The sequence below is a fragment of the Mesorhizobium sp. M0563 genome (assembly GCF_040321065.1).
In the GTDB taxonomy this organism is placed as follows: Bacteria; Pseudomonadota; Alphaproteobacteria; order Rhizobiales; family Rhizobiaceae; genus Mesorhizobium.
This window is the reverse complement of sequence record NZ_JAMYQV010000019.1, coordinates 31,505-46,290: the sequence shown is the minus strand read 5'-3', so window position 1 is coordinate 46,290 and position 14,786 is coordinate 31,505. Positions and strand designations below refer to the sequence as shown.

At 61.9% G+C, this 14,786-nt stretch carries 12 protein-coding genes and 1 riboswitch; of the genes, 9 read left to right on the top strand and 3 right to left on the bottom strand.

Annotated features, from left to right (window positions below; translation table 11 throughout):
- The first annotated feature begins 66 nt into the window (after positions 1-66).
- Positions 67-666 (top strand): TetR/AcrR family transcriptional regulator, encoded by a 600-nt coding sequence (locus NKI50_RS22460; RefSeq protein ID WP_352643227.1) that lies wholly within the window; start codon positions 67-69, stop codon positions 664-666.
- 217 nt (positions 667-883) lie between these two features.
- On the opposite strand, the gene groL is transcribed toward NKI50_RS22460, so the two are convergent.
- Entirely contained in the window at positions 884-2,539 is a 1,656-nt protein-coding gene (gene groL, locus NKI50_RS22455; RefSeq protein WP_352481739.1) for a chaperonin GroEL, read from the bottom strand.
- 62 nt (positions 2,540-2,601) lie between these two features.
- Positions 2,602-2,898, bottom strand: a complete 297-nt coding sequence (groES, locus tag NKI50_RS22450) for a co-chaperone GroES (protein WP_006333965.1) — start codon at positions 2,896-2,898, stop codon at positions 2,602-2,604.
- Between the two features lie 228 nt (positions 2,899-3,126).
- On the opposite strand from groES, the gene NKI50_RS22445 reads away from it, so the two are divergent.
- Entirely contained in the window at positions 3,127-4,062 is a 936-nt protein-coding gene (locus NKI50_RS22445; RefSeq protein ID WP_352642915.1) for a bifunctional helix-turn-helix transcriptional regulator/GNAT family N-acetyltransferase, read from the top strand.
- A gap of 37 nt (positions 4,063-4,099) precedes the next feature.
- Here NKI50_RS22445 and NKI50_RS22440 read toward each other — a convergent pair whose 3' ends face one another.
- Positions 4,100-4,933 (bottom strand): GyrI-like domain-containing protein, encoded by an 834-nt coding sequence (locus tag NKI50_RS22440; RefSeq protein WP_352642913.1) that lies wholly within the window; start codon positions 4,931-4,933, stop codon positions 4,100-4,102.
- 294 nt (positions 4,934-5,227) lie between these two features.
- A riboswitch (cobalamin riboswitch) is annotated at positions 5,228-5,431 on the top strand.
- 92 nt (positions 5,432-5,523) lie between these two features.
- On the opposite strand from NKI50_RS22440, the gene NKI50_RS22435 reads away from it, so the two are divergent.
- The 7 genes from NKI50_RS22435 (at position 5,524) to NKI50_RS22405 (ending at position 14,747) form a co-directional block, all read left to right on the top strand.
- Positions 5,524-6,342, top strand: coding sequence for an ABC transporter ATP-binding protein (locus NKI50_RS22435; RefSeq protein WP_036244226.1), 819 nt, complete (start codon positions 5,524-5,526; stop codon positions 6,340-6,342).
- A complete protein-coding gene (locus NKI50_RS22430; protein WP_352588545.1) occupies positions 6,339-7,283 on the top strand; it encodes an ABC transporter substrate-binding protein in 945 nt (314 codons plus the stop codon). The genes NKI50_RS22435 and NKI50_RS22430 overlap by 4 nt, the downstream gene beginning before the upstream one ends.
- Before the next feature lie 29 nt (positions 7,284-7,312).
- On the top strand, positions 7,313-8,314 hold the full coding sequence (locus tag NKI50_RS22425) for a FecCD family ABC transporter permease (RefSeq protein ID WP_352642910.1): 1,002 nt from the start codon (positions 7,313-7,315) through the stop codon (positions 8,312-8,314).
- A gap of 81 nt (positions 8,315-8,395) precedes the next feature.
- Positions 8,396-8,875 (top strand): MarR family winged helix-turn-helix transcriptional regulator, encoded by a 480-nt coding sequence (locus NKI50_RS22420; RefSeq protein WP_023717107.1) that lies wholly within the window; start codon positions 8,396-8,398, stop codon positions 8,873-8,875.
- Positions 8,872-10,050 carry an HlyD family secretion protein gene (locus tag NKI50_RS22415; protein WP_352642908.1) on the top strand — a complete coding sequence of 393 codons (1,179 nt, stop codon included), beginning with the start codon at positions 8,872-8,874 and terminating at the stop codon, positions 10,048-10,050. Before NKI50_RS22420 ends, NKI50_RS22415 begins: the two co-directional genes overlap by 4 nt.
- Positions 10,051-10,353: 303 nt before the next feature.
- Complete coding sequence (locus tag NKI50_RS22410; protein ID WP_352642906.1) at positions 10,354-11,889, top strand: DHA2 family efflux MFS transporter permease subunit; 1,536 nt, start codon at positions 10,354-10,356, stop codon at positions 11,887-11,889.
- 173 nt (positions 11,890-12,062) lie between these two features.
- Entirely contained in the window at positions 12,063-14,747 is a 2,685-nt protein-coding gene (locus NKI50_RS22405; protein ID WP_352481733.1) for an EAL domain-containing protein, read from the top strand.
- The last annotated feature ends 39 nt before the right edge of the window (positions 14,748-14,786 follow it).

Below are 14,786 nucleotides of genomic sequence, written 5' to 3'. Positions count from 1 at the left end.
TATTATATAGACCGGTTGTCATATTCGAGGCAAGGCCTATAATGCTCATTCCTGACAGAGGTTGACATGGCGAACGACACCCGCATCCGCATACTCGAGACAACGGCGCTGCTGCTGAGGCAGCGCGGCTACCACGGCACGTCGCTCAACGACATATTGAGTGCCTCAGGTGCACCAAGGGGCTCGCTCTACTTCCACTTTCCGGGCGGCAAGGATCAGCTGGTCGTCGAGGTTACGCGCGATAGCGTCGCCGATGTGACGCAGAGGCTGGACGCCGCGCTCGCTGCCGAAAAAGATCCGGCGGTGGCGGTCCACCACATCTACCAATCGGTCGCGCGCATGCTGGAAGACAACCAGTTCACGCTCGGTTGCCCGATCGCGCCCGTGGTGTTGGATTCGCCGACCGACATGCCGGAGTTGGCTGAGTTGTGCGGGTCGGCCTTCGAGCAATGGATAGGCCTGCTCAGGGCGGCCTTCGTCAGGGCAGGGGTGCCCGAGCGCCGCGCGCACGCGCTGGCGCTGCTGGTCGAATCATCGCTGGAAGGGCTGATGGTGATCGCACGCGCCACCCGCGACCGCGCCCCGGTGCTGGCGGTAGCCGATGAGGTCGCGGCGCTGATTGAGGGGGCATTGCCGGCGAAAGAGATCGCAGTCACGGCGCATTGACGTTTCGCGCTTCCACGACATCGAGGCCAGCGCGGAGCCCTGCCGAAGGGCCGACGCTCCAGCTCTGCAATTCACGTTCTGCGCCGACGCCGAAGAAACGGTCAGGGGTATGCTTCCGCTTGCTTTGGAATCGGACCGCCTCTCATCCTCCGTCCCATCAACGAAAAAGGGCGACCTCTCGGCCGCCCTTTCCGTACATGAAGGCTGATGGGTTGGATTAGAAATCCATACCGCCCATGCCGCCCATGCCGCCGCCGCCCATGCCGCCAGGCATGCCGCCGCCAGCCGACTCCTTCTTCGGAGCCTCCGCAATCATGGCTTCGGTGGTGACCAGCAGGCCGGCGACCGAGGCCGCGTCCTGCAGAGCCGTGCGCACAACCTTGACCGGATCGACGATACCCATGGCGATCATGTCGCCATATTCGCCGGTCTGGGCGTTGTAGCCGAAGGTCGCGCCCTTGTTCTCAAGGATCTTGCCGGCAACGATCGATGCTTCCGCACCGGCGTTGGCCGCGATCTGACGGGCCGGAGCCTGCAGCGCGCGACGCACGATGCTGATGCCGGCGGTCTGGTCGGAGTTGGCGCCGGTTGCCTTGATGCTCAGCGAAGCGCGCAGCAGTGCGACGCCGCCGCCGGGAACGATGCCTTCTTCGACGGCCGCACGGGTCGCGTTGAGGGCGTCATCGACGCGGTCCTTCTTTTCCTTGACTTCCACTTCGGTCGCACCGCCGACGCGGATGACCGCAACGCCGCCCGCCAGCTTGGCGAGACGTTCCTGCAGCTTCTCCTTGTCGTAGTCCGAGGTGGTCTCCTCGATCTGCTGCTTGATCTGGGCGACGCGGCCCTGGATCTCGGCCTTCTTGCCGGCGCCGTCGACGATGGTGGTGTTCTCCTTGGAGATCGACACCTTCTTGGCGCGGCCGAGCATGTTCAGGCCGACATTCTCGAGCTTGATGCCGAGGTCTTCGGAGATGACCTGGCCACCGGTGAGGATAGCGATGTCTTCCAGCATGGCCTTGCGGCGATCACCGAAGCCAGGCGCCTTGACGGCGGCGATCTTCAGGCCGCCACGCAGCTTGTTGACGACGAGCGTGGCCAGGGCCTCGCCCTCGACGTCTTCCGAAATGATGACCAGCGGCTTCGAGGTCTGCACGACAGCCTCGAGGATCGGCAGCATGGCCTGCAGGTTGGAGAGCTTCTTCTCGTGGAGAAGAATGTAGGCGTCTTCCAGATCCGCAACCATCTTCTCGGCGTTGGTGACGAAGTAGGGCGAGAGATAACCGCGGTCGAACTGCATGCCTTCGACGACTTCGAGCTCGGTCTCGGCGGTCTTGGCTTCCTCGACGGTGATGACGCCCTCATTGCCGACCTTCTGCATCGCTTCCGCGATCATCGAGCCGACCGAAACGTCGCCATTGCCGGCGATGGTGCCGACCTGGGCAACCTCTTCCGAGGTCTTGATCTTCTTGGCGTTCTTGATCAGCGTCGCGACGACGTCGGCGACGGCGAGGTCGATGCCGCGCTTGAGGTCCATCGGGTTCATGCCGGCGGCAACCGCCTTGTGGCCTTCCTGGACGATCGACTGTGCCAGAACGGTCGCGGTCGTGGTGCCGTCGCCGGCGATGTCGTTGGTCTTCGAAGCAACTTCGCGGACCATCTGCGCGCCCATGTTCTCGAACTTGTCTTCAAGCTCGATTTCCTTGGCGACGGTGACGCCGTCCTTGGTAATGCGCGGTGCGCCGAACGACTTGTCGATGACGACGTTGCGGCCCTTGGGGCCGAGCGTGACCTTCACCGCGTCGGCGAGGATGTTGACGCCGCGCAGCATGCGCTCGCGAGCGTCGCGGGAGAATTTTACGTCTTTGGCAGCCATTTTTAGCTCCTGGCAGGGGCTTGGATTGAGCCCGAAGATTTAAATGAGGGTGAGGCCGATATTCAGCCGATGATGCCCATAATGTCGGCTTCCTTCATGATCAGAAGGTCTTCGCCATTGAGCTTGACTTCGGTGCCCGACCACTTGCCGAACAGGATACGGTCGCCGGCCTTGACGTCCAGCGGGACGAGCTTGCCGGCTTCGTCACGGGCGCCGGAACCGACGGCGATGATCTCGCCTTCCTGCGGCTTTTCCTTCGCCGTGTCGGGAATGATGATCCCGCCCGCGGTCTTGGATTCGGATTCGACCCGACGAACGACCACGCGGTCATGAAGCGGGCGGAACTTCGACTTTGCCATTTTTTATTCCTCGATGAGAATGGTGATAACAGTTCCTCCGTCCGGCGGCGCCGGACATGGTTAGCACTCATCTTGGGGGAGTGCTAACGTGGCGCTGAAATAGTCTGGCAACTCGCGCGAGTCAAGGCGCCCGGTGAGCATCATCAGGACAATTGCTTCAAACGGATGCTTCAAACAGATACTTGACCAAGTCAACTAAATCGCTGATCTTGCCCGGAGGAGGATGCCATGACCATTCATCATCACCCAGGCAAGGAGCGGATCGACGCGGTGCGGGCCTTCAACCGCTTTTATACCCGCCAGATCGGGCTGCTCGACGAAGGGCTGCTGAAAAGCACCTTCTCGCTGACCGAGGCGCGGGTGCTCTATGAGCTGGCGCATCGCGATGGCCTGACCGCCACGGATCTTGGGCGCGATCTCGGCCTCGATGCCGGTTATCTCAGCCGGCTGCTGAAGAAGTTCGAGGAGCGTGATCTGGTCGAGCGTGCCACGATCGAGGCGGATGCGCGGCGCTCGTCGATCGCGCTGACCAAGGCCGGGCGGCAGGCCTTCGCACCGCTGAACCAGGGCTCGCACGACCAGGTCGCGGCTTTGCTCGACCGGCTTTCGGATGCCGAACAGGACAGGCTGGTCAAAGCCATGCAGACGGTGCAGCGTTTGCTGGGCGGAAGCGCCGAGCCCAAAATTCCCTATATGCTGCGGCCTCTGCAAGTCGGCGACATCGGCTGGATTATTCATCGCCAGGGCCTGCTCTACGCGCAGGAATATGGCTGGGACGAAACCTATGAAGCGCTGGTCGCCGAAATCCTCGGTGCCTTCGTCAAATCCTTCGATCCGAAATGGGAACGCAGCTGGATCGCCGAGCGGGAAGGCGAGGTCGTCGGCTCCGTCTTCGTCGTGCGCCAGTCGGACGCGGTGGCGAAATTGCGCCTGCTCTACGTCGAGCCCTCGGCGCGAGGTCTCGGCATCGGCAAGCGGCTGGTCGAGGAATGTATCGGCTTTTGCCGCGCCACGGGTTACAGGACACTGACGCTGTGGACCAACGACGTGCTCGCCGCCGCCCGCCACATCTATGAGTCTGTGGGCTTTAAATTGACCAACGAGGAGTGCCACCATTCCTTCGGCAGGGATCTGGTCGGCCAGAACTGGAACCTGGAACTGTAGCAGCGCTTCCGGCGCTTCGGCGTCGGCCTGCCGTGCCTCACCCTTTGATCGGTATCCAGATTTCCAGCCCGCCATTGCCGCTGCGCGGATCAAATTCGGGGCCGTAACGCTCGAATTCCGGCGCATCGGCGATCTCGTGCCCAGAGGCTGGCAGCCATTTGTTCCAGATCGTGTTGACCGTGCGGCGGATGGTCGAGATATGGTCACGATGGGCGAACACGCCGTATTTCTGCGCCGGCACGCGCACACGCCAAAACTCCCTCGGCAGGTCCGAAAAATCGGACACTTCGACGCCAGCGATGTAGTCGAAATTGCCGGCGTCGTCGCCGTTGACGCAGACGCCATAGGCGACGTCGCCGATCTCGCCAGGAATGTTGCCAATATAGGGGCCGAACCGCTGCCACTGCATCGGGATGCCGGCGCTGGTTTCGCAGCTGTAGCGCTCGCCGAGACCGGCGATGAGAAACGGCCGGCTGGTCTCAAAACGCGGTGGTTCGAGAGTGGCGAGAAAGGACTGGTCCATCAGGATCGGCTCCACAAGATCGAGGTTGTCGAGCGAGCCTTGTGCGCGTACCAGTTCCGGCGTGGTGCCGAACTGGTCGCGGAAGGCGCGGGTGAAGGCCTCATGCGAGGCATAGCCGGCGTCGAGCGCGACCGAGAGGATGTCGGGTGCGCCGGCGCCAAGCTTGCGCGCCGCTTCGGTCAGTCGGCGAGAACGGACGTAGCTCATCACCGAACGGCCGGTAGCCGCGCCGAAAGCCCGCGTCACATGAAAGCGCGACACCCCGCTGCTCTTGGCGACATCGTCCAGCGAGACTGCTTCGGGCAGATGGCTTTCGACGAACCACAGCGCCTTCTCGGTCGGATTCATTTGGCACCTCGCATTGGCTCAGTCTCCGCATTGGCCCAGTCTTTACATGGCCCAGTCTTTACATTGGCCATGTCTTATATTGGCAAGATTATGGTGCCGCTTCCTGGCGGAGGCAGTCTGATCGAAATTGCGCACTGCGCAAATCGAGAGCGACGGTCGTCGGCAAGTCGCAGGCGTCGCGCGAAAAGGCTTGACAGGAAGCGGGCAAACGTCCTTTTAAATGTAACGTTATTACATCACGAGGTCTATATGGCTCCTTCTGACAAGACTTATTGCGCTGTGATTGGCGGAAAACTAGGGTGGCTGACTGATGGTCCCCGAGTCGAAAGGCAAGGGGTGAAAAGGGAACACGGTGAGATCTTCGGATCGAGGCCGTGGCTGCCCCCGCAACTGTAAGCGGTTAGCAAAATCCGAAGTGCCACTGGCCGGCAAGGCTGGGAAGGCAGGATGGCGCAAAGACCCGCGAGCCAGGAGACCTGCCATCAGCATGAGTTGACCGGACGGGGTGTGCCGGGAGGAGACGTGGACATCGGTCTTGTCGGCCGGTCCGTCCAGCTTCCTTCCGTCGCCATTGAGAAAGTGACGGTAAGTTGGACGCCTCCCAGCCTCTTCTTGAAGCGTGTGAACTGAGCGCGACGACGAATGGCCGGTGCCTGGTCAGCGCGGTGAGCCTTTCGATAGCGCCGGGCGACCGCCTCGCCATCATCGGCCCCAACGGCGCCGGCAAGACGACGCTGCTGCGCATGCTATGCGGTACGCTGCGGCCAAGCGCGGGAGATGTGAGATTTTCCGGACGCCGGCTGGAGAGGTTTTCGGCCGCCGAGCGGGCACTGCACATGGCGGTCGTTGGCCAGACCGACCAGCCTGATCCGCGGCTTGCCGTGATCGACTACGTCGAGCTTGGGCGCGTCCCGCATGCCGGCTTGCGACGGAGGAGCGAGCAACGCGACATCGTCATTGAAGCACTTCGCAGAACCGGCCTGCTGCCGCTGCTCGGCCGCACGATCGGCTCGCTATCCGGTGGCGAGCGGCAACGCGCCCAGTTGGCGCGCGCCATCGCCCAGGAGCCCAAAATCCTGTTCCTCGATGAACCGACCAATCATCTCGATCCGCGCGCCCGCAGCGACCTTCTCGAACTCGTATCGCAGTTTGGCATGACCGTCGTGGCGGTGCTTCATGATCTGTCGCTTGTCACGCCATTTGCCACCAGGGTCGCGGTGATGAACGAGGCCCGCCTGCAGGCGCTTGCCAGTCCGCGCGAGGCGCTGACCAAGAAGTTGATCCGCGAGATTTTCGGCGTTGACGTGCTTTGGCTGCGCCATCCCACCGAAGACCGCGAACTCACGGTCTTCGACGTTCCGAACCGCGCCTCTTCACATCCCGATTTGACCAAGGAGCAACATCCGTGAAACGCCTCGTACTGTCTTTTGCCTCCCTCCTACTTGCCCAGACCGCCTTCGCTTTCCCGGTAACCGTTGATAGCTGCGGCACGCCGCTGACGTTCGACGCCGCGCCGAAGCGCGCCGTCATCCAAGATCTGAACATGGCGGAGATGGCCTTCGCGCTGGGGCTGCAACCATCGATCGTCGGCCTGACCGGCATCACCGGATGGTATAAGGTCGGTCCGGAATTCAAGGCCGAGCAGGGCGCGATCCCGGAACTCGCGCCGAAATACCCGACCCTCGAAAACCTCGTCGCCGTCGAGCCCGATTTCTTCTTCGCCGGCTGGTATTACGGCATGAAGCCTGGCGGCGAGGTGACGCCCGATACGCTGGCCCCGCACGGTATCAAGACGCTGGTGCTGACGGAAAGTTGCGTCCATCTCGACCAGAACCGCCCCGCAGCCTCGATGGACCTGCTCTATGGTGATGTCGAAAAGCTGGGCAAGATTTTTGGCAAGGAGGCGGAGGCGGGAAAGCTTGTTTCGAACTGGAAGGCGCAGCTCGCCGATATCACGGCAAAGATCGGCGACCGCACGGGAACGCGTGTGTTTCTTTACGACTCCGGCGAAGACAAACCCTTCACATCAGGCAAGTTCGCGATCCCCAGCGCCATGATCGCCGCAGCCGGCGGCGACAACATCATGGCCGACATGCCGACGAGCTGGGGCAATACGGATTGGGAGACGGTGGCGGCCCGCAATCCGCAATTTCTTATCCTGCTCGACTACCAGGACGGCGGCTACAGAAAACTGCTCGATTTCCTGAAAGCTCATCCGGCGATGAAGGAGACTGAGGCGGTCAAAAATGAGCACTTCATTGCGCTGCGCTATGCCGAACTGACGCCTGGGCCTGCCAACATCGAGGCGATCGGCAAGATCGCCAGGGCGATGCACCCGGAAGCTTTCTGAGCTTGCGCCAGAGAGCGTTCGAATTGGCGATGACAGCAGGAGCAGCAGCGATTGCCGCTCTTGCTCTGCTGTCGATTGCCTATGGATCGACGGTCATCGCGTTGAGCGACGTGATTGTTGCGCTCGGACATGCCGCCGGGCTGGACGGAGACATTGTGTCCGGTCCGGCCGGCAAGATCCCGATTGCCAAGATCGTCCTCGATCTTAGGCTACCGCGCACGATTATGGCCATCTGTGTCGGCGCCGGGCTGGGCGTCATCGGCGCGCTGCTGCAGACGGTAACGCGCAACGACCTCGCAGATCCGTTCTTGTTCGGCCTGTCGTCCGGAGCCGCGGCCGGCGCGGTTTCCGTCATCACCATTTTTGGCGACCATTTCGGTATCTGGACGTTGCCGGTCGCGGCCTTCACGGGCGGCGTATTGGCCGCCGGCATCGTGCTTTTGCTGGTTTCGCGGGTGAGGGGGCAAGGCCCCGAACGGCTGATCCTCGCCGGGCTTGCCGTCTCGTTCATGTTCACCGCCTTGACTAACTATCTCGTCTTTGCCGGAGACCAGCGCGCCGCTCACTCGGTGTTGTTCTGGACGATGGGCGGGCTCGGGCTGGCCCGTTGGGACAATATCGAGCTGGCTGCTCTGGGCGCAGGCACCATCCTTGTTTATGGACTTTGGAACCACCGCCGGCTCGACGCTTTCCTGGCCGGCGAGAATGCCGCTGAAAGCCTCGGCGTCCCGGTTGCGCGGATGCGCAGGATGACATTTCTCGTCGCCGCTTTCTCGACGGCGATCCTTGTCTCGGTCGCAGGCGTCATAGGTTTCGTTGGCTTGATGATCCCACATCTGTCCAGGACCCTGGCCGGCCCGCTTCATCTGCGCCTGATTGCAAGCTGCGCCCTCTTCGGAGCGGTGCTGTTGCTGGCAAGCGAGCTTCTCGCGCGCACGCTGCTGCCGCCGCAGGAACTGCCGATCGGCATCATCACCAGTTCGGTCGGCGCTTTCTTCGTGGTCACGATGCTCATTCGCAATCGCTCATGATGTGACTGCCATGCACACTTACCGGCTTCTGGCACAATCCGGCTCCTTGAATTATGAGCACGCTTATTATATATGTCGCTCATGGTTTCCGACGGCATCGACAGATTGGGCTTTTTGATCCACGACGTGCAGCGCCTGATGCGCAAGCGCTTCGAGGCGCGCGCTAGTGGTTTCGGCCTTTCTTCGGCGCAATGGCGGCTTCTGGTCCGTGTCGCCAAGGAGGCGGGTGTCGCGCAGGCGCGGCTTGCCGAGCTTCTCGAAATCGAGCCGATCAGCGTCTCGCGCCTTGTCGATCGCATGGAGGAGGGCGGCTGGATCGAGCGCCGTCCCGACGCAACCGACAGACGAGTGCGCATGATTTTCCCGACCGCCAAGGCGAACGCAGCCTACGCCCACGTCAAGAGCCTTGCCGGCGAGGTGTATGAGGAATCGCTCGTTGGCGTTTCGCCGGAAGATCGCCGCGTCCTGGTCAAGGCGCTGGAGACAATGGTGCAGAATCTTGCGGATGGTGAGACGCCGCCCTCGGAAAAAGTGAAGAATACGGAAGGCGCAGCAGCATGAACGCGCTAGCCAAAGTAGATAAGAATGCGGCCAAGCTGGAGATGGAAGCTCCCGCGAAGCCGGCGGCAGCTCCGGTAACGGTCGCTCCGCAGGTAGCTCCGGCGCCAGTGGCGCCGAAGAAGAAGCGTCGTGCCGGCCGCTTCCTTTTGATGTTTGTGCTGCCCGCTGCGTTGATCGCCGGCGGCAGCTATGTCTGGGTGACCGGCGGCCGCTATCAGGAGACCGAGAACGCCAATCTGCAGCAGGCCAAGGTGTCGATAGCCGCCGATACGGCGGGCCGCATCGTTCAGGTCGATATTTTCGACAACCAGTCTGTCAAGCAGGGCGACGTGTTGTTCGCCATCGATCCCGAGCCCTACCGGATCGCATTGGCCCAGGCCGATGCGGCGGTGGCCGGCGCGCGGCTCAATGTCGAGCAGCTGCGTGCGGCCTACAGCCAGGCGCTGGCGCAAGAGAAGTCCGACGAAAGCCAGGTCCAGTACGCGCAGTCGCAGTATGACCGCGCCGCCGACCTTGCCCGCAAGGGCATCAACGCCAAGTCGTCGCTGGACGAGGCCAAGAACGACCTCGACAAGGCCAAGCAGCAGCTGGCCGTGGCCCAGCAAGGGATCGTCAGCGCCAAGGCGGCACTTGGCGGCAATCCCGACATCGAGACCGACAAGCATCCGACAGTGATGGCGGCGCTCGCCGCACGCAACAAGGCGGCCTACGATCTGGTCCAGACAACAGTCAAAGCGCCTGCCGACGGCATCATCAGCCAGGCCGCTTCGTTCAAGGTCGGCCAGTATGTCGGCTCGGGCACGCCGCTGTTTTCGCTGGTCGAGACCGGCGATACCTGGGTCGACGCCAATTTCAAGGAAACCCAGCTCACCAACATGAAGCCAGGCCAGAAGGCCGAAATCATGGTCGATACCTATCCGGGCAAGACGTTCGAAGCCACCGTCAAGGCGATCGGCGCCGGCACCGGGGCCGAGTTCTCGCTGCTGCCCGCGCAGAACGCGACCGGCAACTGGGTCAAGGTCACGCAGCGCATTCCGGTCCGCCTGGAATTGACCGATGCCGACGCCAAGACGGCGCTGCGCACCGGCATGAGCGCGACGGTCACGGTGGACACCGGCGTTTCCCGCGGGCTGCCGAGCATTTTCCACAGCGCGACGGCAGGCGAGGCCAAGTAAAGAGGCCGAACAGCGGCCGCATAGCAAACAGCGAGATGGATGCAGGATTGGTCCGAGGGAGACGCAGGAAAAGTTGAATGCGTAGACGCGCTGCGCTGTAGCCTGCCTGAGCAGACAACGCGCGCAGGATCTTCGGTCCTCAGGTTTCCGGGCGGCAGGCGCCCGCTTTGTCGAGACGCTCAGTCGATGTAACCCCCACATCGATGCTCGCGTCCCACCGCGATGAGGGTCTCTCTACAGCGGGGCCTCGCCGTCCGGAAACCTAATGTACACGTTTTTGTTACCTGCTGGAAGTTTTACGTCATGAGCAGCCCAGAACCCTTTCGCGAAGTGCCGCACCGCGGCCTGATCACAGTTGCGCTCATGCTGGCGACGATCATGCAGGCGCTCGACACGACGATCGCCAACGTTGCGCTGCCGACCATGACCGGCGATCTCGGCGCCTCCCCCGACAACATCAACTGGGTGCTGACCTCCTACATCGTTGCCGCCGCGATCATGACGCCGGTGACCGGCTGGCTTGCCGACCGCTTCGGTCGCAAGGAGCTGTTCCTGACGGCGGTGGTCGGCTTTACCGTCTTCTCCATGCTGTGCGGCATCGCCTGGAGCCTGGAGACCATCGTTCTCTTCCGGCTGATGCAAGGCGTCTTCGGTGCGGCCATCGTGCCGCTGTCGCAGACCTTCCTGCTCGACATCAACCCTAGGGAACGCCACGGCCAGGCCATGGCCATCTGGGGCGCCGGCATCATGCTGGGACCGATCCTTGGCCCGACGCTGGGTGGCTGGCTGACCGAGAATTTCAACTGGCGCTGGGTGTTCTTCATCAACCTGCCGGTCGGCATCATCGCCTTCCTCGGCATGGCCGCATATCTCCCCAGCGTTGCCCGGCGGGTGCGCAGCTTCGATTTCTTCGGCTTCGCCATGCTCTCGCTCGGTGTCGGCGCGCTGCAACTGATGCTCGATCGTGGCGGTGAGGTCGACTGGTTTTCCTCGATCGAGATATGGATCGAGCTTGGTCTTTCCATCACCGGCTTCTGGGTATTCACCATTCACACGTTGACGGCGGAGCACCCCTTTATCGACCCGAAGATCTTCCTCGATCGCAATTTCGTCACCGGGCTGGCGTTCATTTTTGTCATGGGCGTGCTCATTTTGGCGAGCATGTCGCTGCTGCCGCCAATGCTGTCGACCATCTTCGGCTATCCGACCCTCACTATCGGCATCGTCCTGGGGCCGCGCGGTGTCGGCACGATGATCGCGATGCTGTTCGTCGGGCGGATCATGCACAGGATCGATGCCAGGATCCTCGTCGTGATCGGCTTCCTGCTGACCGCGCAATCGCTCTACACGATGTCGAGCTTTTCGCCGCAGATGGACAACTGGCTCATCCTCAGCTCCGGCGTCATCCAGGGCCTTGGAATGGGAATGGTGTTCGTGCCGCTGTCCACCGTGGCCTTCGCCACGCTCGACGCACGCTTCCGCACCGATGCCACGGCGTTGTTCAGCCTGGTGCGCAATCTTGGCTCGTCGATCGGCGTGTCGGTGGTGACGGTTCTGCTGGTACGCAACACACAGATCAACCACGCTGAGCTCTCGGCCTATATCAATCCGTTCAATCCCAACCTCTGGGCGGCGTCGCCGGCAGCGGCGGGCGGCGATCCGACGGCGCTGTCGCTGATGGATGGCATGGTCAATATCCAGGCGATGATGGTCTCCTACGTCAATGACTTCAAGCTGCTGATGATGATGACACTGCTTGCCGTCCCGTTTGTTTTCCTGCTGCGCAAGCCAAAGGCTGCGCCGCCCGCCGGTGGAGCGCCTGCCGCGCATATGGACTAAGTCTCACGGCTCCGGCAACCGCGACTGGCTCACGGCTTCCGTTGCCTGTGCCGGTCGGGTCGGCATTAAGCCGGTTCACCTGCCATTAGTATATCCCGACCAATATGCACTCGCTTTTGGGTTGAAGGCGAGCCTCCTTTGCTTGCCTCAAGCATCAGCGGGAGGAACTGTGTTTGGCCACGAAATCATCCAGGCAAACCGCCGAAGTGCCCGAATCCGCCAATTTGACGACGCTGGCACAACTGGCGACTGCCTCATATGAGGCGCTCGAGCGCGAGCTTCGCGCCACGATTGCAGCGCTTCAGGACCAGGCACTGCGGTTCCAGACCGCGATCGAGAACATCTCGCAAGGCATCTGCTTTTTTGACGCCGATGAACGGCTGATCCTGTGCAACCGGCGCTATGCGGAAATCTATCGCCTTGCGCCGGAGCAATTGCAGCCGGGTGCGGCGCTGCGCGAAATCGTCGAGCGGCGCGTCGCTGTCGGGACCTCGGCAATGAATGCGGACGCCTATCTGGCGTTGGCCCGGGCAGTCAATTCGGGCACTGCTTCGGGGAACTGGACAGCCGAGCTCGCCGATGGCCGGACAATTCAGGTCTGCCATCAACCGATGCCTGACGGCGGCTGGGTGGCCACGCACGAGGACATCAGCGAGCTCAGCGCCAACCGCTTGGTCGTCGACGAGCGAATCTCCTTGCAGACGCTGATCGACCTGGTGCCTGACTACATGTGGGTGAAGGACACCGAAAGCCGCTTCGTCGTCGCCAACCGAGCCATTGCGTCCGACAGCGGTCGAGACAGCACGAGCGACATGATCGGCCTGAGCGACTTCGACCTTCACGCGCCGGATCTTGCGCAGAAATTTCGCCTCATCGAGCAGCAACTGATGCGCGACGGACAACCGATGATCGACGAGGAGGAGTTCGTCGTCGATGCGTCAGGCACCGGCAAATGGTTCCTGTCGACGAAACTGCCGTTGCGCAACGTTCAAAACAACATTTTCGGACTCGTCGGCATTGCCCGCGACATCACTGCGCGCAAGCGGGCCGAAATCCTTCGCGACGGGCAGGCGCATATCCTCGAGATGATCGCAAAGAGCGCTCCCCTCGAAGACGTGCTCGAGCGGCTCATGCGTCTGGTCGAGTCCCAACTGGCGGGGATATTCGGTTCGGTCTTGCTGCTCGACAAGGATGGCAGCCACTTGCGCCACGCCGCCGCGCCGAGCCTGGCGAAAGACTACACCGACGCCGTCGACGGCGCCGCGGTCGGCCCTCGGGCGGGGTCTTGCGGAACGGCGGTCTATCGGCACGAGCCGGTGATTGTCGCTGACATCATGCAGGATCCGCTTTGGCAGGATTATCGCGAACTCGCGCGGCCGCACGGTTTGCGTTCGTGCTGGTCGACCCCGATCCTGTCGCATCAGGGCGCGGTGCTTGGCGTCTTTGCGATGTATTCGATGACGGTGCGCGAACCGACCGAGGCCGAGACCCGCCTGATCGATTTCACCACGCGCATCGCCGGGATCGCCATCGAACGCAAACAGGCTGAAGACCGGATCCACTTCATGGCCAATCATGACGTGCTGACCGGGCTTCCCAATCGCGCCTTGCTCGAGGATCGGCTTTCGCAGGCGGTCCTGTACGCCCAGCGATACGATCGCTGGGTGACGGTGGTGTTCATCGATCTGGACAATTTCAAATTTGTCAACGACACGCTCGGCCACAATGCCGGAGACGAGCTTCTGAAGATCGTCGCAAGTCGCATGGTCGACTGCGTGAGGGCAACCGATACCGTCGTGCGGCTTGGCGGCGACGAATTCGTCATCGTGCTTTTCGACCAGCCGGCGAACGTCGATCTCGTTTCCGAGACCTTGCAAAAGCTCAGGTCGGCACTCGCCGAACCGGTTCGGCTCGGAGCGCATCTTGTGCGGGCGACGGCCAGCATAGGCATTGCCAACTATCCGAAGGATGGGACTGATCCCGATACGCTGCTGGCAAATGCCGATGCGGCCATGTATCGCGCCAAGGAGTTCGGCCGCGACAATTTCCAGTTTTACGCTCCGGAGTTCAATACCCGGGCGCATGAGAAATTCGTGCTTCAGGAAGAGCTGCGAAATGCCTTGGCGCGTTCGGAATTCACGCTGCTCTACCAGCCGCAGGTGGACCTTCGGTCAGGTCGGGTTTTTGCGGTCGAGGCATTGATACGCTGGAACCATCCAACGCTTGGTACGATAATGCCGACGATGTTCATCCCGACCGCCGAGGAGACAGGTCTGATCGTACCGATCGGCGACTGGGTTCTGCATGAGGCCTGTCGGCAGAACAAAGCCTGGCAAGACGCCGGGCTGCCGTCCTTGACCGTTTGCGTGAATGTGTCGGCGCGGCAATTCAGGGAACGCAACCTGATCGATCGCATTGTCAGCGCGCTGAAGGACAGCGGTCTGGAGGCCAGGTACCTCGAACTGGAGGTGACCGAGAGCCTTATCATGCAGGATATCGACCTGGCGGTCGCGACCATGAACGCCCTGCAAAGCCTGGGTGTCCAGATCTCGATCGATGATTTCGGCACAGGCTATTCCAGCCTCAGCGCACTCAAGACCTTTCCCGTGGCGCGGCTGAAGATCGACAAATCCTTCATCAAGGATCTTGCCGCCGACGAGAACGACCAGGCTGTGGCCAGCGCGGTGATTTCATTGGGGCAAAATCTCAACCTGAGGGTCATTGCCGAGGGCGTTGAGACAGATGATCAGGTGGCCTTCCTGCGCAGGAACAATTGCGACGAAATGCAAGGCTATCATTTCAGCAGACCGGTTTGTGCGCAGGACATCGAGGAGTTGCTCGGCGGCCGCAAAGACTGACGGCTCGATCATCCGGCACGGACTCCGCCGACCAAAGGC

Excerpts from the sequence above, each read along its gene's own strand:
- NKI50_RS22460 (WP_352643227.1), top strand. The coding sequence starts at position 67 with ATGGCGAACGACACCCGCATCCGCATACTCGAGACAACGGCGCTGCTG.
- groL (WP_352481739.1), bottom strand. The coding sequence starts at position 2,539 with ATGGCTGCCAAAGACGTAAAATTCTCCCGCGACGCTCGCGAGCGCATG.
- groES (WP_006333965.1), bottom strand. The coding sequence starts at position 2,898 with ATGGCAAAGTCGAAGTTCCGCCCGCTTCATGACCGCGTGGTCGTTCGT.
- NKI50_RS22445 (WP_352642915.1), top strand. The coding sequence starts at position 3,127 with ATGACCATTCATCATCACCCAGGCAAGGAGCGGATCGACGCGGTGCGG.
- NKI50_RS22440 (WP_352642913.1), bottom strand. The coding sequence starts at position 4,933 with ATGAATCCGACCGAGAAGGCGCTGTGGTTCGTCGAAAGCCATCTGCCC.
- NKI50_RS22425 (WP_352642910.1), top strand. The coding sequence starts at position 7,313 with ATGACAGCAGGAGCAGCAGCGATTGCCGCTCTTGCTCTGCTGTCGATT.
- NKI50_RS22420 (WP_023717107.1), top strand. The coding sequence starts at position 8,396 with ATGGTTTCCGACGGCATCGACAGATTGGGCTTTTTGATCCACGACGTG.
- NKI50_RS22415 (WP_352642908.1), top strand. The coding sequence starts at position 8,872 with ATGAACGCGCTAGCCAAAGTAGATAAGAATGCGGCCAAGCTGGAGATG.
- NKI50_RS22410 (WP_352642906.1), top strand. The coding sequence starts at position 10,354 with ATGAGCAGCCCAGAACCCTTTCGCGAAGTGCCGCACCGCGGCCTGATC.